20 protein-coding genes are annotated in these 21,685 nt (G+C 65.2%); 7 read left to right on the forward strand and 13 right to left on the reverse strand.

Annotation, left to right across the window (positions count from 1 at the left end; all coding sequences use genetic code 11):
* Positions 1-44: 44 nt before the first annotated feature.
* The 8 genes from AC0KVN_RS05730 to AC0KVN_RS05765 all read right to left on the reverse strand — a co-directional run bounded on the left by AC0KVN_RS05730 (position 45) and on the right by AC0KVN_RS05765 (position 9,817).
* Entirely contained in the window at positions 45-1,061 is a 1,017-nt protein-coding gene (locus AC0KVN_RS05730; protein ID WP_435566294.1) for an adenosine deaminase, read from the reverse strand.
* 63 nt (positions 1,062-1,124) lie between these two features.
* A complete protein-coding gene (gene trmB / locus AC0KVN_RS05735; protein ID WP_125998572.1) occupies positions 1,125-1,820 on the reverse strand; it encodes a tRNA (guanine(46)-N(7))-methyltransferase TrmB in 696 nt (231 codons plus the stop codon).
* 51 nt (positions 1,821-1,871) lie between these two features.
* Positions 1,872-2,957: a hypothetical protein gene (locus AC0KVN_RS05740; protein WP_435566295.1), complete on the reverse strand. Its 1,086-nt coding sequence runs from the start codon at positions 2,955-2,957 to the stop codon at positions 1,872-1,874.
* Between the two features lie 479 nt (positions 2,958-3,436).
* Positions 3,437-5,638, reverse strand: coding sequence for a DUF3141 domain-containing protein (locus tag AC0KVN_RS05745; protein ID WP_483656002.1), 2,202 nt, complete (start codon positions 5,636-5,638; stop codon positions 3,437-3,439).
* 201 nt (positions 5,639-5,839) lie between these two features.
* The gene (metK, locus tag AC0KVN_RS05750; protein ID WP_097382700.1) at positions 5,840-7,039 is read right to left on the reverse strand and encodes a methionine adenosyltransferase; all 1,200 of its coding nucleotides are present in this window, start codon (positions 7,037-7,039) and stop codon (positions 5,840-5,842) included.
* Between the two features lie 57 nt (positions 7,040-7,096).
* Positions 7,097-8,638 carry an apolipoprotein N-acyltransferase gene (gene lnt, locus AC0KVN_RS05755; protein WP_435566297.1) on the reverse strand — a complete coding sequence of 514 codons (1,542 nt, stop codon included), beginning with the start codon at positions 8,636-8,638 and terminating at the stop codon, positions 7,097-7,099.
* 10 nt (positions 8,639-8,648) lie between these two features.
* A complete protein-coding gene (locus tag AC0KVN_RS05760; RefSeq protein WP_435566298.1) occupies positions 8,649-9,284 on the reverse strand; it encodes a YqaA family protein in 636 nt (211 codons plus the stop codon).
* Between the two features lie 11 nt (positions 9,285-9,295).
* On the reverse strand, positions 9,296-9,817 hold the full coding sequence (locus AC0KVN_RS05765) for a GNAT family N-acetyltransferase (protein ID WP_435566299.1): 522 nt from the start codon (positions 9,815-9,817) through the stop codon (positions 9,296-9,298).
* A 114-nt stretch (positions 9,818-9,931) separates the two neighbouring features.
* Here AC0KVN_RS05765 and AC0KVN_RS05770 point away from each other — a divergent pair, with 114 nt between their 5' ends.
* The 7 genes from AC0KVN_RS05770 (at position 9,932) to AC0KVN_RS05800 (ending at position 15,999) form a co-directional block, all read left to right on the forward strand.
* Complete coding sequence (locus AC0KVN_RS05770; RefSeq protein WP_004212020.1) at positions 9,932-10,174, forward strand: reeler domain-containing protein; 243 nt, start codon at positions 9,932-9,934, stop codon at positions 10,172-10,174.
* A 117-nt stretch (positions 10,175-10,291) separates the two neighbouring features.
* On the forward strand, positions 10,292-11,068 hold the full coding sequence (locus tag AC0KVN_RS05775) for a hypothetical protein (protein WP_435566300.1): 777 nt from the start codon (positions 10,292-10,294) through the stop codon (positions 11,066-11,068).
* A gap of 253 nt (positions 11,069-11,321) precedes the next feature.
* Positions 11,322-12,317, forward strand: a complete 996-nt coding sequence (gene hemB, locus AC0KVN_RS05780; RefSeq protein WP_435566301.1) for a porphobilinogen synthase — start codon at positions 11,322-11,324, stop codon at positions 12,315-12,317.
* Between the two features lie 7 nt (positions 12,318-12,324).
* Positions 12,325-12,912: a gamma carbonic anhydrase family protein gene (locus AC0KVN_RS05785; protein WP_069338155.1), complete on the forward strand. Its 588-nt coding sequence runs from the start codon at positions 12,325-12,327 to the stop codon at positions 12,910-12,912.
* A 140-nt stretch (positions 12,913-13,052) separates the two neighbouring features.
* A complete protein-coding gene (locus tag AC0KVN_RS05790; RefSeq protein ID WP_435566302.1) occupies positions 13,053-15,071 on the forward strand; it encodes a pilus assembly protein TadG-related protein in 2,019 nt (672 codons plus the stop codon).
* Positions 15,068-15,583: a TadE/TadG family type IV pilus assembly protein gene (locus AC0KVN_RS05795; protein WP_435566303.1), complete on the forward strand. Its 516-nt coding sequence runs from the start codon at positions 15,068-15,070 to the stop codon at positions 15,581-15,583. Before AC0KVN_RS05790 ends, AC0KVN_RS05795 begins: the two co-directional genes overlap by 4 nt.
* A complete protein-coding gene (locus tag AC0KVN_RS05800; protein ID WP_037507863.1) occupies positions 15,580-15,999 on the forward strand; it encodes a TadE/TadG family type IV pilus assembly protein in 420 nt (139 codons plus the stop codon). Before AC0KVN_RS05795 ends, AC0KVN_RS05800 begins: the two co-directional genes overlap by 4 nt.
* Positions 16,000-16,026: 27 nt before the next feature.
* On the opposite strand, the gene AC0KVN_RS05805 is transcribed toward AC0KVN_RS05800, so the two are convergent.
* From AC0KVN_RS05805 to zwf, 5 genes are all read right to left on the reverse strand, one after another.
* Entirely contained in the window at positions 16,027-16,548 is a 522-nt protein-coding gene (locus AC0KVN_RS05805; protein WP_435566304.1) for a hypothetical protein, read from the reverse strand.
* A gap of 55 nt (positions 16,549-16,603) precedes the next feature.
* On the reverse strand, positions 16,604-17,221 hold the full coding sequence (gene eda, locus AC0KVN_RS05810) for a bifunctional 4-hydroxy-2-oxoglutarate aldolase/2-dehydro-3-deoxy-phosphogluconate aldolase (protein WP_017502334.1): 618 nt from the start codon (positions 17,219-17,221) through the stop codon (positions 16,604-16,606).
* The gene (glk, locus tag AC0KVN_RS05815; RefSeq protein WP_125987052.1) at positions 17,218-18,198 is read right to left on the reverse strand and encodes a glucokinase; all 981 of its coding nucleotides are present in this window, start codon (positions 18,196-18,198) and stop codon (positions 17,218-17,220) included. The genes eda and glk overlap by 4 nt, the downstream gene beginning before the upstream one ends.
* Positions 18,199-18,260: 62 nt before the next feature.
* Entirely contained in the window at positions 18,261-20,093 is a 1,833-nt protein-coding gene (gene edd, locus AC0KVN_RS05820) for a phosphogluconate dehydratase (RefSeq protein ID WP_435566305.1), read from the reverse strand.
* On the reverse strand, positions 20,086-21,561 hold the full coding sequence (gene zwf / locus AC0KVN_RS05825; protein ID WP_004212033.1) for a glucose-6-phosphate dehydrogenase: 1,476 nt from the start codon (positions 21,559-21,561) through the stop codon (positions 20,086-20,088). The genes edd and zwf overlap by 8 nt, the downstream gene beginning before the upstream one ends.
* Positions 21,562-21,685 lie beyond the last annotated feature (124 nt).

The raw sequence follows: 21,685 nt of genomic DNA on the forward strand, positions 1-21,685 counted from the left end.
GAGACAGGCTATATCATCGGGGAAGGGGCCGGTAAATCAGGGCCTCAATGCGCCTGATCGAGATAGGCGTCGATCGTCGCCAGATGGGTATCCTTGGCCTGCTGCGGCAGGAAGGAGCCGGTGATGCTGTTGCGCGCCAGCAGGGCGACTTGCTCGCGGGACAGGCTGCGGGCTGCGGCAACGGCGCGATAATTGTCGTTGAGATAGCCGCCGAAATAGGCCGGATCGTCGGAATTGACCGTGGCGCGCAGGCCCATGTCCAGCATCCGGTCGAGCGGATGGCTGGCGATGTCGTCGATCACGCATAATTTGAGGTTGGAGAGCGGGCAGACGGTCAGCACCATCTGCTCGTCCACCAGCCGCTCGACCAGGGCATCCTCCTCCAGCGCGCGATTGCCATGGTCGATCCGATCGACCTTGAGCAGGTCGAGCGCTTCCCAGACATAGGCGGGCGGGCCTTCCTCACCGGCATGAGCGCACAGCTTGAGGCCGGCGTCGGCTGCAGCGGCGAAGACGCGAGCGAATTTCTCGGGCGGGTGGCCGACTTCGGAGGAGTCCAGCCCCACGGCCTTGATCCGCGGCAACCAGGGGGTGGCGGCGCGCAGCGTCTCGAACGCCTCTTCCTCGCTCAGATGGCGCAGGAAGCTGAGGATCAGGTCGCTGGTGATGCTATGGCGTTCTTCCGCGTCCCGCATGGCCGACAGCAGGCCCTCGATCACATCGGCGAAGGGTACGCCGCGCGATGTGTGCGCCTGCGGATCGAACATGATTTCGGCATGGACGATATTGTCCTGCGCCGCGCGATCGAAATAGGCGGCGGCAAGGTCGTGAAAATCCTGCGGCGTGCGCAGCACATTGGTGCCGGCATAATAGATGTCCAGAAAATCCTGGAGATTGCCGAAGTCATAGGCCTGGCGGATCTCGTCGATCGAGCCGTAAGGCAGCGTCACGTCGTTGCGCCGGGCCAGCGCGAACATCAGTTCGGGCTCCAGCGTCCCTTCGATATGGAGATGCAACTCTGCCTTGGGCAGTCCGGCGATGAATTGGTCGATGTCGGTCATGGGGCCTCTATACAGGATCGGCCACCATGGCACAGCTACGGGCCGCGTGGAACGGCCCGTGCCTCATTTCCGCCGGTACCGGAAATACCAGACCTCATGGCCCAGGCGCCGGGCCTTGGCCTCGTAGCGGGTTTCGGGCCAGCCGCCCGGACGGGTGAGGAAATCCTTGGGATCGCTTGCCAGCCAGTCGAATTCGGGATGGCCATTCATCACCATCAACGCCCAGCGCAGATAGACCGGATGATCGGTGCCGAAGCGGAACTCGCCGCCGGGCTTGAGCTTCCTGGCGATCATCTCGACCGGGCCGGGGTTCATCATCCGGCGCTTGGCATGGCGGGCCTTGGGCCAGGGATCGGGATGGAGCAGATAGACGAAGCTGAGCGATCCGTCGGGGATGCGGCTGAGCACGTCGAGCGCATCACCCATGTGCAGCCGGACATTGCCGAGCGCACCGTCGCGAATATGGCCGAGCGCCTGGACCACGCCGTTCAGGAACGGCTCGCAGCCGATGAAGCCATGGTCGGGCAGCATGTCGGCGCGATAGGCCATATGCTCGCCGCCGCCGAAGCCGATCTCGAAATGGAGTGGGCGGTCATAGCCGAACAGGTCGGCGGCGGTGACATCGCCTTCGGCCGGTACCGATACGGCGGGCAGCAGCGTGTCGACCAGTTCCTGCTGGCCCTTGCGAAGCTTGGGCCCGGACTGGCGGCCATAAAGGCGGTTGAGGGTGGTCGGGTCGCCCGATTTATGCGCGGTCATGGGCGGCTGACTAGCGGGGGCAGGCCGATGGAGCAAGCGGCCTGCGCCCTATCAGTTGGCAACGGCGTCCGGCGACAGGCTGATCTGGCTTTGCTTGCCATAGATGCTGGTGGTCGAAAGCGGCTTTTCCGACTGGACGATCTCGATCGCCTGGACCGGCGGTGGCGCGCTGGCATAGCTGGGATATTGCAGCCATTGGTCGAGCTTGCGGACGGTGACCGTCCAGGGGGCGCTACTTTCATCCTTGCCGCCCAGCAAGGCGGTCAGCGTGTCTCGGGCGATGACCAGCATGGTGCCCGAATCGCCGAGCGGGATGGCATAGCTGCCCTCATTCGTCTCGCCCTGATAGATGGGGAGGCGGCCCTGTATCCGATCGGGGTGGACGCAATAGGCCGGGGCGGCCGGGGCTTCTCTATTCTTCGTCGCCTTTTCCCTGACGCTGCGGTCGATATTGCCCATCATCGCGCCGGCAATGACGGACGCGCCGTCCTTTGTCACCTTGTCCGCAGGCGCGCCGAAGACAAGCGGTTGGGGGCAGGGTTTGAGCGGAACGGCCGCCGCGAGCGGCGGTAGCGCGCGGGGCCAGCCGAACTGGCTTATCATCTGGTCCATCAATGCGTTGAGCTGGGCTGCATCATGGACGGGGGACGTGACGCGCAGCTTTAGCACCCATTCTCCGAGCGCGATGACGGCAACGCCGCTGCTGCGGCCGACCTGGCTGATGGCGAAGCTCTGGCGCAGGCCGGCCGGCACTGAACTGCCCGGAAGGGCAAAGGCCACAGGATCGCCCAGGGCTGCGGGGCGCCCGAATTTGTCGTTGGTCGCGATCATGGTGGCCGCGACATCGAACCAGATGGCGGTGGCCGGCATGGCGGCATGATAGACATAGACATTTACATGGGTGCGACTGATCGGATCGTCATAGGCGATCGATGTATCGAGGAGCGCGCCGTTGCTCAGATCCTCGACCGCACTGCGAGCAAAACCGTCAATCTTCGACGGAAAGGCAATACCGGACGGCTTGTGTGTCCAGCTTTTGTCGGTCTTTACGGCGATGGGGCTCGGCTGGGCCTGTGCGGACGGGGCAAGGGGCAGGGCTGTTGCCATCGCAAAGCCGCCAACTATCCGCAACCACATGAATATCTGCCCCCTCCCGCTATGCATGCAGGCAAGGTAGCGGGAAGGGGGCAGAGCACAAGGACCATGGGATGCCGAACAGGGGAGAGCGGCAGGATGGCCCTTGAAGCTGGCTAGCCGTGGTGCGACCCGAAGGCTGGCCGGGAGGCAAGGCCCGACCGGTCTGTCCAGTTCGTCAGGTCACTTGCACTTGGCGAAGCGACCCTTGGCGTCCTTGCAGGGGCCCTTTTTCGGGGCGGCCTTTGGCGGACATTTGACGAACTTGCCCTTCGCATCCTTGCAGGGAGTTGCCAGTGCAGGAGCGGCACTGCCAACCAGAAAAGCAAGGCTGATGAAGGCGGTAGCAAGAGGACGGGTCATGGCGTTGCCCTGGGTGGAGGGTGCCGGGCTCGACAGGGGTGCGAGCCCGACGCCCTCTCTATGCGCGGTTCCGCGGGCGCAGGCCAATGAACTTTTCGTCATGTTCCGGACAGGATGGCTCAGCCACGGTCGGCATCGGCCGCAGCATTGAACAGGTCGAGCATGGCGCCCAGACGGGCGGCCTCCTCCTGCGTCAGCCCTTCGTCCCGGTCGAACAGGGCGGCAAGCTTTTGCCCGCCGGCGCGGACCGCATCGGGATCGACGCGGGCGAGCAGTTCGGGAATGCCGGCAATCGCGCCATCGGGATCATGGCGCAGCAGCTTGGCCTGCTCGCGCACCAGCGCGCGGAACAGCGGCAGGGTCATGCCCGCGGGCAGCATGTCGATATGCAGCCGGCGCGCCTCCTCGAACCGGCGGGCGTCGGTCTGTTCGCGGGTGCGCAGCACATGGAAGATCGCCCGCAACTGCGCCTCCAGCAGGCCGCCTTCATGCAGTTCGGCGCTGAGATGCGCCATTTCCTCGGCAACGAAGGCGCGATGTTCGGGCGTGTCGCCGGGGTGATGGCGGGGCGGGCGGCCATCCTGCGGAGCGACGCCCATGGCGGCCTGAACCAGCGGCGCGCCATAGATCGTATCGAAGCTCAATGCCTGGAGCCTGTCGCGGGCATCCCGATAGGCGTCGAGCGCGCCGACCATCATGTCCGACACCATGGTCTGGCCGGCCAGGAAGCCATTGTCGGGCGCGACCGGGCGGCGATTGTCGCGCACCACCCCGGCCCAGCCCTCAATCAGTTGCGCCATGGGATGGTCGCTCGACCAGTTGTAGGACAGGCGCATCGGGTGCCATTGCGCCAGCCAGTCGGCCAGTTGCGGGCTGGCCATGGCCTGCACCAGCGGCTGGGCGAAGCGGCGATACAGCTCCAGATTGGCTTCCGACGCACGGCGGGCGGCAACGAAGCGCCGTTCGCTGTCGAAATCCTGCTGCACGATCGCCTGGACATCGGCGATGCCGCGCCGCTGGATCGCGAGATACTGGCCGTCATCATCGACCGCGCCGGGCAGGGCGCCATCGGGATCCTGTTGCACCGTCGCCTGATAGAGGCCGGCGGGCAGCACATCGATCAGGTCGATGGCGCTGACAAATTCGCGATGCTCCTTCCGCCCGACGCTGGCCGATACGAAAATGCCGAGATGGCCGATACTGTCATGGGTGGCATAGATGATCGTCTGATCATGGCTGACGATCTCCGCATCGTTGCGATAGAGATCGGTGATCCAGCCCAAGGCCTGCGGCGGCGGGGTGATATTGTCGCCATGCGAGCAGAAGACCAGGATCGGCGAGCGGATGTTGCGCAGATCGATGCGGATGCCGTCCGAAGTCAGTAGTTGGGCGGTGGCGAGCCGATTGCCGATGAAGAGATTGTCGACGATATACTGCATCTCGACATCATTGAGATAGACATAGCCGCCCCAATATTTCTCGAAGCCGAGATAGCGGGGGGCTTCGGTATCGACCTTGGAATAAAGGGTATAATCCTTTTTCCAGAGCGTGTTGGCAGGATCGAGATTTTCGAAATTCTGCACCAGCCAGGCGCCGTCGAAGCGGCCCGCGCCCATGTCGCCGGTCATCGCCGTTGCCCAACTGCCGCCCATCAGGCCGCCGCCATAGCGCATGACATTGTCGCCCGCCCAATAGGAGAGCGGGGCGCCGGCGACGATGATCGGGCCGAACAACTCGGGCCAGACCGCGGCGGTCATCAATATCTGCCAGCCAGCCTGGCAATTGCCGATGACCACCGGCTTACCGTCGGCGGAAGGGTGGAGTTCGCCGACATGGGCGACGAAGGCGGCCTCCGCCCGCATGACATCCTCCACCGTCTGGCCCGGAACCGGATTGGGGGTGAAGCCGATGAAATAACAGGGATGGCCTTCGCGCAGGGCGGCGCCAATCTCGCTGTCGGGCTTGAATCCGCCAATGCCGGGGCCATGGCCGGCGCGCGGATCGACGACAATGACCGGGCGCTTGGCGGGGTCGACCGGCAGGCCCTCTGACGGGGTGATGCGGACTAGGCCATAATTGACTGGGCGCGGCAGATCGGCGCCGGACAGGATGATCTCGCCGTCGAAATTCAGCACATGGGGCACGCGTTCGGCCAGATGCGCCTTATACTGGTCGCCGCGCTGGCGCTTGACGTCGGCGAACAGGACGGCGCGTTGCAGCGCGTCGACGCCATAGTCGAAGGCCTGACCGAACCAGTCGAGCGGCGGCCAGAGCGGGATGGAAGCGGTGGATGATGTGGGTTCGCTGGTCGTCTTGGGCATGGCTGGCCTTCCGAAGCGCGTTCAGACGTCGCGGCGGACCCCCATTCCTGACCGCACTGCATCATAACCCCGAGTCATGACAATGCGATGGAAAATCGTCTTATTTCGACATGCCGGTAACAACTTGTGACGGACATGCGAAAAGGGCGCGGAAAGCATAGCTCTCCGCGCCCCTTGCTATTGGTCGTCAGAACGCAGGCCTCAGGCGAGCTTCGCCTTGAGCGCGTCGACCAGATCGGTCTTTTCCCAGGGGAAATAGTCGCCGTCGGGCGTGCGGCCGAAATGGCCGTAGGCGGCGGTCTTCTGGTAGATCGGCTTGTTGAGGCCGAGATGGGTGCGGATGCCCTTGGGCGTCAGGCGCACCAGGGTTGGCAGCACGGCTTCGATCGCCGAGGCTTCGACAGTGCCGGTGCCGTGCAGATCGACATAGAGCGAGAGCGGCTCGGCAACGCCGATGGCGTAGCTCAGCTGGATCGTGCAGCGGCGGGCGAGGCCGGCGGCAACGATGTTCTTCGCGAGGTAGCGGGTGATGTAGGCTGCCGAACGGTCGACCTTGGTCGGATCCTTGCCGCTGAACGCGCCGCCGCCATGGGGCGAAGCGCCGCCATAGGTGTCGACGATGATCTTGCGGCCGGTGAGGCCGGCGTCGCCGTCGGGGCCGCCGATTTCGAACAGGCCGGTCGGGTTGACATAGATGCTCTCGTCGCCCGGCAGCCAGCCTTCGGGCAGGACATCGGCCATCACGCCCTTGACGTAAGCGCGCAGCTCGGCGCGGCTGTCGTCATTGTCCATGCCGGCGGCATGCTGGGTCGACACGACGAGGGCGGTCGCGCGGACCGGCTTTTCGTCGATATATTCGAGCGTCACCTGGCTCTTGGCATCGGGTTCCAGGAAAGGAACGACCTTGCCATGGCGGTCGGCCGCCATGCGTTCCAGGATCTTGTGCGAATAATAGAGGGTGGCGGGCATGAGGTCGGGGGTTTCGTCCGACGCATAGCCGAACATGATGCCCTGGTCGCCGGCGCCTTCGTCCTTGTTGCCGCTTTCATCAACGCCCTGCGCGATGTGAGCCGACTGGCCGTGCAGATTGTTCTCGAAGCGGAAGGTTTCCCAGTGGAAGCCGTCCTGCTCGTAACCGATGCGCTTCACGGTGGCGCGGACGGTCGCTTCGATTTCTTCCTTGGCGCCCGGTGCCCATTCGCCATTTTCATAGACGCCCTTGCAGCGGATTTCGCCGGCCAGGACGACGAGCTGGGTCGTGGTCAGGGTTTCGCACGCGATGCGGGCTTCGGGATCCTTGGACAGGAACAGGTCGACGATCGAGTCGGAAATCTGGTCCGCGACCTTGTCGGGGTGGCCTTCGGAAACGGATTCCGAGGTGAAGAGGAATTGGTTACGCATGAGACTCCCGTAAGACATGGGCGGACGAAAGGATATAAAGAAAACTTTATGTGGTTATTAGCTTTTGCCTTTGCGCAAGGCAATAGCCGTGCCGATCAACAGGATCAGGAAGGCGAAGGGCGCCCAATTGCCGATCCGCGCGAACAGCGTGGCGGGCAGCGGCGACGGCAGGCGGCTGTCGAGATAGCCGGCGCGATGGCTGGACAGTGAATGCAGCACATGGCCGCGCGCATCGACGATGGCGGACACGCCGGTGGGCGTGGCGCGGATGATCGGCAGCCCTTCTTCCAGCGCGCGCAGGCGGGCCTGGGCCAGATGCTGGACCGGCCCCCAGCTGCCGAACCAGGCGTCGTTGGACGGGTTGAACAGGAAGTCCGGGCGATGGGCCCGATCGACCACCTGACCTGAAAAGATGATCTCGTAACAGATCTGCACGCCCATCTTGAGCGCGGGGCGGCCAAGGGTGGCGGGCAGGCTCAGGCTCTGCGGGCCGGGGCCGGGCCAGAAATCGACGTCGCCCGGCACCAGCCGTGACAGGCCGATCGGCTGGAGGATGCTGCGCATCGGCAGATATTCGCCATAGGGGACGAGATGCGCCTTGTCGTAGCGGGCGGCAAGCTGGGCATCGGGCGTGACGACGAACAGGCTGTTGTTGGCGCCGGCCAGTTCGGTCGTGCCATAAGGCCCCTTGTCCTTGAAATAGACCTTGGTCGCGCCGGTCATCAGCAGGTCGCCCGGCCCCATCAGGTCGGCGAGGCGCCAGCGCCATTCGGGTTCCATGTCGAGATAGGCGGGGATCGCCGCTTCGGGCCAGAAGATCAGGCGCGGGGCAGGGCGGGGCTTGCCCGTAAGGGTGGCGAGGGTGCGGAAATGCGCCTGTTCCAGCTCGGCCGAGTATTTCTCGTCCTGGCCGATATTGGGCTGAACCACGCGGATCAGCGGCGCGCCGGCGGGTGTCGTCGGCGCGGGCGAGAGCTGGCCCCAGAGCGCGAGGGCGACGAGCGGCACGGCGATGGCGGTGGCGGGCTGATACTGGCGGCGCACGGCGAGCAGACACGCGCCGGCGGCGAGCAGCACCAGCGCGCCCAGGCCATAGGTGCCGATCAGCGTCGCGGCGATCGCGGCGCCGGTCGGCAGCAGGGTGACGCCCAGTGGGTTCCAGGCAAAGCCGGTGAAGATGGTGGCGCGCGCATATTCGCTGGCGATCCAGCAGCCGGCGAACAGCAGCAGGAAGGCCGGGCCGGTGAAGGCGAAACGGCGCCCGGCCCACCAGGCGCCCAAGGTCGCGAGGCCGGGATAGACGGCGAGATAGAGCGAAAGCAGGATCACCGCGCCATAGCCGAACCAGTGCGGCATCGCATCCTGATAGGTGAAGGCATGGGCGATCCAGTTGAGGCCCAGGGTGAAATGGCCGACCCCAAACAGCCAGCCGCGCAGGACAGCGGCGCGGCGGTCAGGCGCGCGCTCGATCAGCAGGATGAGCAGCGCAAAGCAGCCGATGGTGACCGGCCAGAGTTTCAGCGGCTCGAAACCGGTCGCCGAGAGGAAGCCGGCGAGCAGGGCAGCAAGCCGGGGATGGCGCGCAAGCAGGGCGTTCATTTGCGGCGGATCAGGAGATGGTGGCCATGGTGGCGTTGGAGCAGCGATCGCTCTTTTGCCCGCCGCCCGACAGCATCGATGCCGCGACGAAACCGCCGACCACCAGCACCAGGAACAACGCCGACAGCGGTGCCAGATATTTCTCGATGAACGCCTTGATCGGGCGACCGAACTTCCAGAACAGGAAGCCCACGATCATGAACTGGAAGGCGCGGGACAGGATGCTGGCCCACAGGAAGGTGAAGAGCGACAGGCCGATGAAGCCCGCCGTGATGGTGATCAGCTTGAACGGGATCGGGGTCGCGCCCTTGATCAGGATGATCTCCGCGCCATAGTCGCGCAGATAACAAGCCGCGATCGGGAATTTCGCCGACAGGCCAAGGAAATGCAGGATCTGTGCGCCGACCGCCTGATAGAGGAAATGGCCGATGCCATAGCCCAGGAGGCCACCCAGCACCGAAGCGATGGTGCAGATGAGGCCATAGCGGATCGCCTTTTCCGGCCGCGCCAGGCACATCAGGCCCAGCAGCGGATGCGGCGGGATCGGAAAGAAGCTGGATTCCATGAAACTGAAGGCAAAAAGCCAACGTTCGGCGTGCGGGTGAGCGGCCTTGGCCAGCATCCACTGATAGAGCTTGGTGAGCATCGCGAGCGGGCCTAGCTCAGTTGCACGGGAGCCGCCAGCGCTTTTGCCAGGACGACCATTTCCAGCGGCGGATCGAGCGGCACGGGGAAGGGGCGCTTCTCGTCGGTCAGCACATAGCCGCGTCGCTGATAATAGGCGATCAGTTCGGGACGCTGGTCGATCACCGTCATCTCGATCATCGTCGCGCCGAAATCGCGTGCGGCCTGGTCCTCTGCCGCAGCGATCATGCGCCGGCCAAGCCCGGCGGCCTGAAGCTGGGGATCGATGCAGAGCAGGCCGAGATAGGCGACATCCTCGTCACGCTTGCTGATCTGGACGCAGCCGATCGGCATGCCCTTGTCGTCGATCGCGACCAGCAGCCGGTCGGTCGGGCTGGCCAGAATGGCCTGCAATTCCTCGATATCGGTGCGGGCATCGGTCAGCAGGTCGGATTCGAAGGTCCAGCCGGCCCGCGCCTCGTCGCCGCGATAGGCGCGCTCGATCACGCGGTGGAGCAGGGGCAGGTCGGCGGGGGCGGCAAGGCAGATATCCATGGCCCCGCCTTTAGCGGGCCGGCGATGGCTGCAAAAGCCCCGATCATAGGGATGCGGCGATGCTTGATCGGGACGCTGCGGCCGCGATAGGATCGGAACAAACAGGAGAGCGCGATGCAGGATATGGGCGAGGGCAGTTGCCCCTTCAGCTTCAACATGGATCCGGCCAGTTTCAAGGTCGGCGATTCGGTCAGCTATCGCGTGACCGGCAGTCTGGAGGGCTTCCCCTTTGCCGGGGTGCTGCTGGAAGTACATGACGATCATGTCGTGCTGACGTCCGATGTTGACGACAAGGCCAGCCGGATGCGGGCCACCCGCGAGAGCCGGCCGGTGGTGCGCGAAGAGGATGTCTGCTGACGGGCAGGGCGTCGGGCGGCCAATCCCACCATATTACCGATTTGTCAGCTGCCACGGCGTTGACTGTCCGGCGCCGTCTGGGCATGACGCGCAACGCATAGAGACCGGTCGGCACGCTTGATAATTTCGCATATTCCCTGGGACAAGTTGCGGCAGCGGGCCGGCGGCCTGGCGTTCGCGCTGGTGCTGAACGCGATCCTGCTGCTGGCGCTGCTGACGATGGCGCCGCATATCGATCCCAAGAAGGTCGAGGATCGTAATCCGGTGAGCTTCGATATCGAGCCGGCCAAGCAGGCGAACAAGGAAAAATCCAAGGCGCAGAAGGCGGAAAAGCGCGAGCGGGATACCGCCGCGCCCAAGCAGAAGAGCGAGCCGGTGGTGACGCCGCCAAAGCCGGTCCCGACGCCGAGCGTGGAGCCGCCATCGCCTTTCCCCTTCATCACGCTCGACAGCCGCCAGATGGCGGCGGCCGACATCGGCAAGATGGAAAAGAAGACGGCGGGCGTCGGCGACAGCGGCACCGGCAATGCCAAGGCGATCGTCGGGCCGGGCGAGGGACCGGGCGGTGTGCAATTGTTCGAGGCGGAATGGTATCGCCGGCCGACCCATGCCGAATTGTCGACCTATCTGCCCGCCAATGCGCCGGCGCAGGGCTATGGCCTGGTCGCGTGCAAGACGATCGACCATTATCATGTCGAAAATTGCCAGATGATCAGCGAATATCCGACCGGATCGGGCTTTGGCCGCGCCGTGCGCCTGGCCGCCTGGCAATTCCTGGTGCGCCCGCCCCGCGTCGACGGCAAGCCCCAGGTCGGCGCCTGGGTCCGCATCCGCATCGATTATACCCGGACGGTTGTCGGTGGCAGCGCAGGCGCGGACGACGACGGACGCTGAGGCCGCGTAGGCCGGGTATCTAGCAGAAGCGGACATTCCTCCCCGGCACGGGGAGGTGGCAGCGCGAAGCGCTGACGGAGGGGCAGGTGCCTCTTGGCGCTGCGCTATCCGGCCTGTGCCCCTCCACCACTCGCTACGCGAGCGGTCCCCCTCCCCGTGCCGGGGAGGAATGTCTTGTTTCCACCCATTCCCGCCAAGGGCAGGACAATCGGTCCGGCTTGATCCCCTTCCGGTCGCGGCCTACACCCGCGGCATGACTATTGCCTCCTATCCGGCGCTGCGCATGCGCCGCACCCGTGCCACCGCCTGGAGCCGGGCGATGCATGCCGAAAACCGCCTGTCGCCCAGCGATTTCATCTGGCCCCTGTTCGTGACCGAAGGGGACGGCGTCGAGGAACCGATCGTGGCGCTGCCCGGCGTGTCGCGCTGGTCGGTCGACCTGATGGTGGCCCGCGCGAAGGAAGCGCGCGACGCCGGCATCCCCTGTCTGGCGCTGTTCCCCAATACCCAGGCCGAACGCCGCAGCGACGATGGCGCCGAGGCGCTGAACCCCGATAACCTGATGTGCCGGGCGATCCGCGCGATCAAGGATGCTGTGCCCGATATCGGCGTGCTGACCGACGTGGCGCTCGATCCCTATACCGCCCATGGCCAGGACGGGCTGCTCGACGAGACCGGCTATGTCGTCAATGATGCGACGATCGACGTGCTGATCGGCCAGTCGCTCAATCAGGCAGCGGCGGGCGCCGACATCATCGCGCCGAGCGACATGATGGACGGCCGGATCGGCGCGATCCGCGAGGCGCTGGAGGAAACCGGCCACGCCAATGTCCAGATCATGGCCTATGCCGCCAAATATGCCAGCGCCTTCTATGGCCCGTTCCGCGACGCGGTGGGATCGCGCGGGCTGTTGAAGGGCGACAAGAAAAATTATCAGATGGACCCGGCCAATGGCGAGGAGGCGCTGCGCGAGGTCGCGCTGGACCTGGCCGAGGGCGCGGATAGCGTGATGGTGAAGCCGGGCCTGCCCTATCTGGATATCGTCGCGCGGGTGCGCGATCGTTTCTCCGTCCCGGTCTTCGCCTATCAGGTGTCGGGCGAATATGCGATGATCGAGCATGGCGCCGCCGCCGGGTCGGGGGACCGCGATGCGCTGATCCTGGAAACGCTGATGGCGTTCAAGCGGGCGGGCTGTTCGGGCGTGCTGACCTATCATGCGCTGCACGCGGCGCGACTGCTGAATGGCTGAGGCGCAGATGACCGATCATCCCGCCGACCATCCCGATGTTTCGATCATCCCGCTGAACGGCAAGGCGCCGCTGATCCACCCCAGCGCCTTCATCGCGCCGGGATGCCGGATCATCGGCGACGTCGAGATCGGCGCGGATGCCAGCATCTGGTATAATTGCGTGATCCGGGGCGATGTGAACCATATCCGCATCGGCGCGCGCACCAATATCCAGGACGGCACGGTTGTCCATTGCGATAGCCCCGGCGACGGCCGTCCGGGCTATCCGGCGGAGGGCTATCCCACCATCATCGGCGAGGATGTGCTGATCGGCCATATGGCGATGGTCCATGGCTGCGTGCTGGAGGACCGCGCGTTCGTGGGGCTGGGCGCGATCGTGATGAGCGGCTGCACGGTGGAGAGCGACGCGATGCTGGCGGCCGGCGCGCTGCTGTCGCCCGGCAAGACGGTGCTGCATCGGCAGCTCTGGGCCGGGCGTCCGGCCAAATATATGCGCGACCTGACCGACGAGGCGATCATCACCATGCGCGAGGGCGTCGACCATTATGTCCATAATGGCAAGGCGCATAAGGGCGCGGTGCGCCAGATGGGCTGAAAACCGGCGCATTTCCGGTTTCTGGCGATCCGTCGTCGTCAACCAATTGTCCGACATTATTTTGCGAAAATTGCGTGAATTAGCAATTAATCAAGTTTTTGCGCGGAATGGCAGTCCCGACATTTCATTCGGGATTATCCATGAAATTCCGCAATTTATTTCTGAGGCATGACGGTAGTGTCAGTGTCGTTGCTGCCCTGTCGCTGATCGGCGTTATCGGCATGGCGGGTCTGGCTGTCGATCTCAATCGCGGCTATGAGCGGCGGATCGCGACGCAGCGCGTGGCCGACATGGCGGCGCTGGCCGCAGCCGTCGCCTACAAGGCGGACGGATCGCAGGCGATATTGCGGCCCACCGCGGTCGACCTGGTCACCGCCCATGGCATCACTGATGCGACGATCGACGTCGCGCTGCTGGCCGACACGCCCGAAGCCGGCGCCAAGGCAGTGCGCGTCGAACTGACGACGCCGCTGCCGCTCAGCCTCAGCCGCATATTGGGCGCTGCGGCGACCATGCCGGTGAAGGTCAGCGCGATGGCGCGCCTGGCCGGCAGCGCGTCGGCCACGCCCTGCATTCTGGGCCTCGCGTCGTCGGGCAATGCGGTCGAGACGCAGGGCGGCGCGACGATCAACGCGACCGACTGTTCGGTGGTCGGCACCGGATCGGTCAACAATGGCGGGTCGGGCATCACGGCCAAGGAAATCGTCTCGGGCGCGGCCGACATCATCAACAATTATGGCACCTTGTCGGCCGATCTGCTGCGCTATGCGGGCAGCTTTTCCAATCCCAGCTGGAACGGCAATGTCCCGGCGGCTGACAAGCGGATCAACCAGTCGACCGCGATTAGCGACCCGCTCGCCAATTCGATGGATCTCGCCACCGCGCGGCAATTGCTCGGCACCTTCCGCACGCCACGGACCATCGCCAATCCGGTGACGCCGGCCTGCGCCGACATATGGACTTTCGGCAATTCGCCCTCGGCCGGTGCCGCCCCCTTCCGTCAGGGCAACAGCGCCAAATTCACCGTGCCTGCCGGCAATTACTGCCTGTCGCGGATCACGATCGACGGTGGCATCACTGTCACCTTCCAGGCTGGCTCCACCGTCACCGTCGCCAATGGCGTGTCGGTTGGTGGCGGTTCGACTGTCAATTTCGGTGACAATGTCTGGCGGATCAATGGCGGCTTCAACAGTGGATCGAGCGGTGTCACCTTCGGCAATGGCGAAGTGTCGATCGGCGCCGGCACGGTCAGCTTTGCGGGCACAAACCGGATCGGCACCGGGCCGGTCTCGATCGCGGCGAACATCACGCTGTCAGGCGGCACGTCCCTGGCGGTGGGCGCGGGCAGTCATGGCTTCAAGGGGATCAGCGTCGGCGGCGGCAGCTGGATGACGCTGGGCGATGGCGATCTGGACGTCGCCGGCCAGATCAGGATCGATGGTGATTCCACCCTGATCGCGGGCACCGGCAACTACACCCTGGCCAATGCCGGCGGCGACGCCATCACGTTGAGCGGCAGCGGCCGTTTCTTCATGGGCGACGGGCTGTTCAGCGCGAATGGCAATATCGTGACGGCCGGCGGCAGCCGCCTGGTCTTCGGCAAGACCGCCAATCACCTGATCAACGGTAATCTGTCGATCGCCGGATCGGTGCTGTTCGGCGCCGGGCGCTATACGGTGAGCGGCGGCCTGACCAATGGCACCGGCGGCACGACCTGGCCCTATACCTCACCGATCACCAACCAGAGCTGGGGCCAGACGCTGGAGGGCGTTTCGGTGTCCGGCTATGACATGGCCGGCGTCAATGTCAGCTTCATCCTGGGCGGGACGATCAACCTGGCCGGCGGGGCCAAGACCAAGCTGATTGCCCCCACCAGCACCGTCGAAGGGGCGGCCATCGCCGACATATTGGTCGACAGCCTGACATCGCAGGCGACCAACTGGGGCGCAGGATCGCAGAATGTCTTTTCCGGCGTGGTCCATCTGCCCAATTCGGCCGTGACCATGTCGGGCGGCAACAACAGCCTGTCGACGGGCCAGTGCTTCACCCTGATCGCCTATCGCGTCACGGCAAGCGGCGGCGCCAATGCGGGCACCGCCTGCAAGTCGATCAGCGATCTGGTCGGCGGCAGCGGCGGCGATGTGGAGCTGGTGGCATGATCGGTGGCTTGCGAAAGCTGCGTCGCTCGGAACGGGGCGTGGCCACCGTCGAGTTCGCGCTTTGGTTGACCCTGTTCTTCACGATCAGCCTGGTCGCGATCGACATCGCCCAGTTCACCATCCAGCGCGGGCGGCTGGCCGAAGCGGTCAGCGGTGCATCACTGTCGGCCTTCAAGACACGCGACGCGGTGCAGTTCCAGTCCATCCCCGCCTATGTCCAGGCGATGGCGGCGGCGCCGGGGCAAAGCCCGATCACCGTCACCGTCGGCTGCAATGGCGGGACCGGCAATTGCACGAACAGTTCCCGCGTCTGCGCCTGCCTCAGCCAGACGGGCAGCTTCATTCCGACCAACAGTTGCGGCCAGAGCTGTGGCAGCGGCGCGAGCGCGAACAGCCGGTCGGGCTATTATCTCGACATCGTCGCGAGCTACAAGTTCAACCCGCAATTCGTCCCGGCCTCGCTCGCGGAAAAGGCGGTCATCACCCAGAAGACGACGGTGCGTCTGCAATGACCCGATGGCTGAACCCTATCCGATCGAACCAGACGGGCGCAGTCGCAATCGAATTTGCGCTGCTGGCGCCGGTCTTCTTTGCCTGCCTGTTCGGCGTGATCGAACTGGGGCGGCTGGCCTGGACCAAGCAGGCGCTGCGCGAGGCTGCCTACAGCACGGCGCGCTGCCATTTGGTCAATGACAGCGCGTGCGGCACCACGCAGCAGCAGATCAGCTATGCCGTGGCGCGGGCCAAGGCGAACGGCATCGTCATTGCCGCGGCGAATGTCAGCATTCAGGCCAATGTGGCGTGTCGCGGTGTCGGCCAGGCCAGCATGGTCGAGATCAACAAGCCGTTCAGCTCGCCCATCAGCCAGCTCGTGCCGCTACCGACGACGGTGTCGGCGAAATCCTGCCTGCCGGGGCTGGCGGGCTGACAGATGGGCTAATGCCCGGCGCTCCGGTCAGGGCTGGGGCAGGCGGTTCTTCAGCGCGTCGATCCGGTCATTCTGGCTGTCGACCATCGACAGGACGCTGGCGCGCGCCGCGTCGATATCCGCGACGCCGCCCTTTTCCGACCCATCGGCGACCGCGTTGGAGCGTTCGATGAACAGGGTGTCGAGGCTGGCAAGCGCGGAGACGCTGTCATTACGCGCGGATTCGGCGGCGCTGATCGCGACCTGCGCCGCGACCCAGGCGTCGCTCGATACCGATGCGCGGCCGGCGCTGTTCACGGCGCGGTCGGCGCTGGCATAGGCCTTGTCGAAATTGGCGCTGCCGTTCTGCGCCTGGCTGGTCAGCTGGCCGATCTGCGCCTTGAGCTTGTCGTCGGCCGGCACGGGAAGCGGGGCGGCCGGCGCCTCGGCCATCGGCGCGCTTTCGACCGGGCGCTTGGCAAGCGAGGGATAGCTTTCATGCGCGCCGGCGCAGCCCGACAGGATCAGGGCGATGGTGGGAAGGAAGCGGCGCGTGATCATGATCTGCATCTAGGGCGGGACCGAACGGGGTGCAATGGCCCTCTGTCCGGTCCCGCGCGATAGATTAGCGGGGCAGGGCGGCAGCTTCGCGCGCCAGTGCCTCGATCTTGTCGGGATCGACCGGCCCCTTGGGCACGACCCAGCTGCCGCCGACGCATTTGATGAAGGGCTGGGCCAGCCATTCGGGCGCGCTCTGGGCGGTGATGCCGCCGGTCGGGCAGAAGCGGGCGGTGTGCAGCGGCGCGGCCAGCGCCTTGAGCGCCGGAAGGCCGCCCGAGGTTTCGGCCGGGAAGAATTTGAAGTGGGACAGGCCCATGTCCATGCCGCGCATGATGTCGCCGGCGGTGGCGGTGCCCGGCAGGAAGGGGATATTGGCGGCGATCGCCGCCTTGCCCAGCGGTTCGGTGAGGCCGGGGCTGACGATGAAGCGGGCGCCCGCTTCCATCGCGGCGTCGAGCTGGGCCGGGTTCAGCACCGTGCCGGCGCCGACGACCGCGCCCTCGACCTTTGCCATCTCGCGGATGACGTCGAGCGCGGCGGGGGTGCGCAGCGTGACTTCAAGTGCGGGCAGGCCGCCCTTCACCAGCGCCTGAGCAATGGGGAGCGCATCCTCGACCCGATCGACCACCAGCACCGGGATCACCGGGGCCAGTTCCATCACCTGTTCGACGGTCAAGCTCATGCATTCTTCTCCCTAAAGGCCGCGGCAGCGCCGAACAGGCCGATTTCTTCATGGATCGCGCAGCGGATCGGCACGGTTGCCATCAGGCTCTCGAACCGGCCCTTGGCCTTGAAGCGGGTGTGGAAGCCGCTCTGTTCGAGAAAATCCTTCATCCGCTGGGTGAGGCCGCCGGCCAGTACCACCGCATGGGGGCCGTGCGCCAGTGCTAGATCGCCCGCGACCGAGCCATAGCAGAGGCAGAAGCGGTCGAGCGCGCGTCGGGCGAACTCGTCGCTGCCGTCGAGCGCGGCCTGCCACAATTCGGGGTCTTCCATCAGCATGACCCGGTCATGGCCGATGGTGGCGAGCGCCTTGTAGATATAGTTGAGGCCCGGCCCCGACACGATACGCTCGGTCGAGACGCGCAGGAACTTGTCGCGCAGATAGTCGAGGATCTTCACCTCAATCTGGTCGAGCGGGGCGAAGTCGAGATGGCCGCCTTCGGTCGCGATGACATGGGGATGGCCATCATCATAGGCGATCATCGCGACACCAAGGCCGGTGCCGGGACCGACCACGGTGACGCCCCCGTCGCGCGGGAAGGGGCGGTCCTCACCGAACAGCAGGGGCAGATTTTCGTCGGGCAGGCGCGAGACGGCGTGGGCGACCGCCTCGAAATCATTGACCAGGCGCACGGTGCGCAGGCCCAGATCCTCCGCCAGCGTGTCGGCGCGGATGACCCAGTTGCTGTTGGTCAGCTTGATGACTTCGCGGCCGATGGCGGTGGCGAAGGCGATCGACGCGGCGTCGGGCAGCGGGGTGTCGCTATCCTTGCTTTCGTCTTCGACGAACGCGCCCCAGCAGGCCTGGAGGCTGGGATAGTCGGCGACCTTGTATTTGCGGACGGTGCCGAGTGTCGGCACGCCCTTGTCGTCCAGCGAGGCGCGGGTGAAGCGCGCATTGGTGCCGCCAATGTCAGCGGCGATGATGTCGGTCATTTGTCTCTCTCTCCGGACATTCGCGCCAGCGCATCCCAGTGCGCCGGCACGAATGGCTGTGCTTATATCGCGAGTTCGGCGTCCATCGCGGCGAGGATCGGGGAAGCGCCCTGTTCGGCAAGGTCGCTATTGTGGCGGAACAGCGCGAACAGTTCGCGGCCGGTGTCATAGGGCGGAGGCGGCGCGGCGGGAGTGTCGCGCGCGTCCCAGGTGGCGGCGTCGACCAGCGCCTCGACCTGACCGCTTTCGGCACAGACGCGGACGAGATCGCCATCGCGCAGCTTGCCGATCGGGCCACCACCCAGCGCCTCGGGCGACAAATGGATGGCGGCGGGCACCTTGCCCGACGCGCCCGACATGCGACCGTCGGTCAGCAGCGCGACCTTGAAACCGCGATCCTGCAGCACGCCCAGCGCCGGGGTCAGCTTGTGCAGTTCGGGCATGCCGTTGGCGCGCGGGCCCTGGAAGCGGACGACGACGACGACGTCGCGTTCCAGTTCGCCCGCCTTGAAGGCGCGCAGCACATCGTCCTGATCGTGGAAGATCGCGGCGGGGGCTTCGATCGTCCAGCGTTCCTTGTCGACGGCGCTGACCTTCATCACGCAGCGACCAAGATTGCCCTGGAGCAGCTTCATGCCGCCATCGGCCTGGAACGGGTTGGAGGCCGGGCGCAGCATCGCCTCGTCGCGGCTGGCGGGGACATCCTGCCAGACCAGCGCGTCATCCTGCAGCACCGGCTCCTTGCCATAATCGGTCAGATCCTGGCGTGCGACGGTCATGATGTCGCGATGGAGCAGGCCGGCGTCGAGCAGTTCGCGGATGATGACGGCCATGCCGCCCGCTGCGTGGAAATGGTTCACGTCGCCCGAGCCATTGGGATAGACGCGCGCCAGTAGCGGCACCACGTCCGACAGTTCGGCAAAGTCGGTCCAGTCGATATGGATGCCGGCCGCGCGCGCGATCGCGGGCAGGTGGATCGCATGGTTGGTCGAACCGCCGGTTGCCATCAGGCCGATGATCGCGTTGACGATCGCCTTTTCATCGATGCAGTGGCCGAGCGGGCGATAGTCGTTGCCGTCCCAGCCGATGTCGGCGATGCGATGGGTGGCGGCGCGGGTCAGTTCGCTGCGCAGCTTCGTGCCTGGATTGACGAAGGCGGCGCCGGGCATGTGCAGACCCATGACTTCCATCATCATCTGGTTGCTATTGGCGGTGCCGTAGAAGGTGCAGGTGCCCGCGCCATGATAGGAGGCGCTTTCGCTTTCCAGCAGTTCCTCGCGACCCACCTTGCCCTCGGCATAGAGCTGGCGGATGCGCACCTTTTCCTTGTTGGCGAGGCCCGAGGGCATCGGCCCGGCGGGGATCAGGATGGTCGGCAGATGGCCAAAGCGCAGCGCGCCGATCAGCAGGCCCGGCACGATCTTGTCGCAGATGCCGAGCATCAGATTGCCCTCGAACATCGCATGGCTGAGCGACACGGCGGTCGACAGGGCGATGGTGTCGCGGCTGAAAAGGGAGAGGTCCATGCCGGCCTGGCCCTGGGTCACGCCGTCGCACATGGCGGGCACGCCGCCCGCCACCTGCGCCGTGGCGCCGATCTCGCGCGCGGCGATCTTGATCTGCTCGGGGTAGCGGCCATAGGGCTGATGGGCCGAGAGCATGTCATTATAGGCGGTGATGATACCGATGTTCATCGCCCGGCCGGTGCGGATGACAGCCTTGTCCTCGCCGCTGGCGGCAAAGCCATGCGCGAGATTGCCGCAGGACAGCTGGGCACGGTTGGTGCCCGCGTCGCGGCCGCGCTCGATCAGGTCGAGATATTTGAGGCGCGTCGCCGCACTGCGCTCGGTGATGCGTTCTGTGACCTTGGCGATCACGGGGTGAAGATCAGTCATGCCAGCTGGCTCCGTCGCGTTCGATTAGGGCAATGGCCGAGGACGGCCCCCAGTTCCCGGAGGAATAGGTCGACACCTTCATGTGCGCCTCCTTCCATCCGTCGATGATGGAATCGATCCAGGCCCATTGGGCTTCCACTTCGTCGCGGCGGACGAACAAGGTCTGGTCGCCGGCGAGCAGGTCCAGGATCAGTCGTTCATAGGCGATGCGGCGACGCTGGCCGGCAAAGGCGGCGGTTAGCGACACGTCGAGCGTCACTTCCTCCAGTTGCACCTGCCGCTCCAGTCCCGGCCGCTTCGACATGATGGTCAGTCGGATATATTCTTCCGGTTGCAGGCGGATCACCAGCGTGTTCGGTTCCAGCCCGGAGCCCCCACCCGAATGTTGCCCGTCACGGCCGAAGATCGAATGGCGCACCGGCTTGAACTGGATCATGATTTCCGACTGGCGCGCGGGCAGCCGCTTGCCGGTGCGCAGGTAGAAGGGGACGCCCTGCCAGCGCCAATTGTCGATATGCGCCTTCAGCGCGACGAAGGTTTCGGTGTCGGACGGCTGGCCCAGTTCGTCGGCATAGCCGGTGACGATCTGGCCGCCGACGGCGCCGGGCGTATATTGGCCGCGCACGCTGTGGGTCTTGACCGTTTCGGCGGTCATCGGACGCAGCGAACGCAGCGCCTTCACCTTCTCGTCGCGCACGGCCGTGGGGTCCATGCGGGCGGGCGGCTCCATCGTCAGGATGGAAAGGATCTGGAGGATATGGTTCTGCACCATGTCGCGCAGCGCGCCGACACCGTCATAATAGGAAACGCGGCCTTCGAGGCCCACGGTTTCGGCGACGGTGATCTGGACATGGTCGATTGCGGTGGCGTTCCACAGCGGTTCGAACATGACATTGCCGAAGCGGAGCGCCAGCAGGTTCTGGACGGTTTCCTTGCCCAGATAATGGTCGACGCGGAAAATCTGCTCTTCAGCGAACAGGTGGCCGATGCTGTCGTTCACGACCTTGGACGAGGCGAGATCCTTGCCGATCGGCTTTTCCATCGCGATCCGCGTCCTGGGCGTCAGCAGCCCGGCGTCGGCCAGCCCCTGGGCGGTCGGGCCGAACAGCGAGGGCGGGGTAGAGAGATAGACGGAAATGCCGCGTTCCAGGCGTCCATCGACGCGCTCGGCCAGCTCGGCGAAATGGGCGCCGTTGCTGGAATCGACCGGCTGATAGAGGATCATCGCGCGGAAACGCGCGGCGATGTCGGCATCATAGCGGTCGGCCGGCAGGAACTGCTTGAGCGCCGCGCAGACTTCCTCGCGAAAGGCCTCGTCATCCATTTCGGTGCGGGCCGAAGCGATGATCAGGAAATCGTCGGGCAGCAGGCCGTCCGACAGAAGATTGTAGAGCGATGGGAAAATCATGCGCCGGGCAAGATCGCCGGTGGCACCGAACAACAGGAACGTGGCAGACGGTTCGGTCAAAGGACAGTCCTTCTCCGTTAGTTATCTATATCTGCACGATGCGGCTCTTATACCGGCCATGCTTCGTTACGCAAGCAGGCTATAGGCAGGAAAATGATGCTGCAACTGCGAACGACTCGCGGGA

Source organism: Sphingobium sp. SG1 (assembly GCF_057063145.1).

Coding starts and splice junctions, on each gene's coding strand:
- AC0KVN_RS05760 (WP_435566298.1), bottom strand. CDS start 9,284: ATGCTCACCAAGCTCTATCAGTGGATGCTGGCCAAGGCCGCTCACCCG.
- metK (WP_097382700.1), bottom strand. CDS start 7,039: ATGCGTAACCAATTCCTCTTCACCTCGGAATCCGTTTCCGAAGGCCAC.
- AC0KVN_RS05770 (WP_004212020.1), top strand. CDS start 9,932: ATGCAGGATATGGGCGAGGGCAGTTGCCCCTTCAGCTTCAACATGGAT.
- AC0KVN_RS05805 (WP_435566304.1), bottom strand. CDS start 16,548: ATGCAGATCATGATCACGCGCCGCTTCCTTCCCACCATCGCCCTGATC.
- AC0KVN_RS05790 (WP_435566302.1), top strand. CDS start 13,053: ATGAAATTCCGCAATTTATTTCTGAGGCATGACGGTAGTGTCAGTGTC.
- glk (WP_125987052.1), bottom strand. CDS start 18,198: ATGACCGACATCATCGCCGCTGACATTGGCGGCACCAATGCGCGCTTC.
- AC0KVN_RS05795 (WP_435566303.1), top strand. CDS start 15,068: ATGATCGGTGGCTTGCGAAAGCTGCGTCGCTCGGAACGGGGCGTGGCC.
- AC0KVN_RS05765 (WP_435566299.1), bottom strand. CDS start 9,817: ATGGATATCTGCCTTGCCGCCCCCGCCGACCTGCCCCTGCTCCACCGC.
- AC0KVN_RS05740 (WP_435566295.1), bottom strand. CDS start 2,957: ATGTGGTTGCGGATAGTTGGCGGCTTTGCGATGGCAACAGCCCTGCCC.
- AC0KVN_RS05800 (WP_037507863.1), top strand. CDS start 15,580: ATGACCCGATGGCTGAACCCTATCCGATCGAACCAGACGGGCGCAGTC.
- AC0KVN_RS05745 (WP_483656002.1), bottom strand. CDS start 5,638: ATGCCCAAGACGACCAGCGAACCCACATCATCCACCGCTTCCATCCCG.
- hemB (WP_435566301.1), top strand. CDS start 11,322: ATGACTATTGCCTCCTATCCGGCGCTGCGCATGCGCCGCACCCGTGCC.
- AC0KVN_RS05785 (WP_069338155.1), top strand. CDS start 12,325: ATGACCGATCATCCCGCCGACCATCCCGATGTTTCGATCATCCCGCTG.
- edd (WP_435566305.1), bottom strand. CDS start 20,093: ATGACTGATCTTCACCCCGTGATCGCCAAGGTCACAGAACGCATCACC.
- lnt (WP_435566297.1), bottom strand. CDS start 8,638: ATGAACGCCCTGCTTGCGCGCCATCCCCGGCTTGCTGCCCTGCTCGCC.
- AC0KVN_RS05730 (WP_435566294.1), bottom strand. CDS start 1,061: ATGACCGACATCGACCAATTCATCGCCGGACTGCCCAAGGCAGAGTTG.
- eda (WP_017502334.1), bottom strand. CDS start 17,221: ATGAGCTTGACCGTCGAACAGGTGATGGAACTGGCCCCGGTGATCCCG.
- trmB (WP_125998572.1), bottom strand. CDS start 1,820: ATGACCGCGCATAAATCGGGCGACCCGACCACCCTCAACCGCCTTTAT.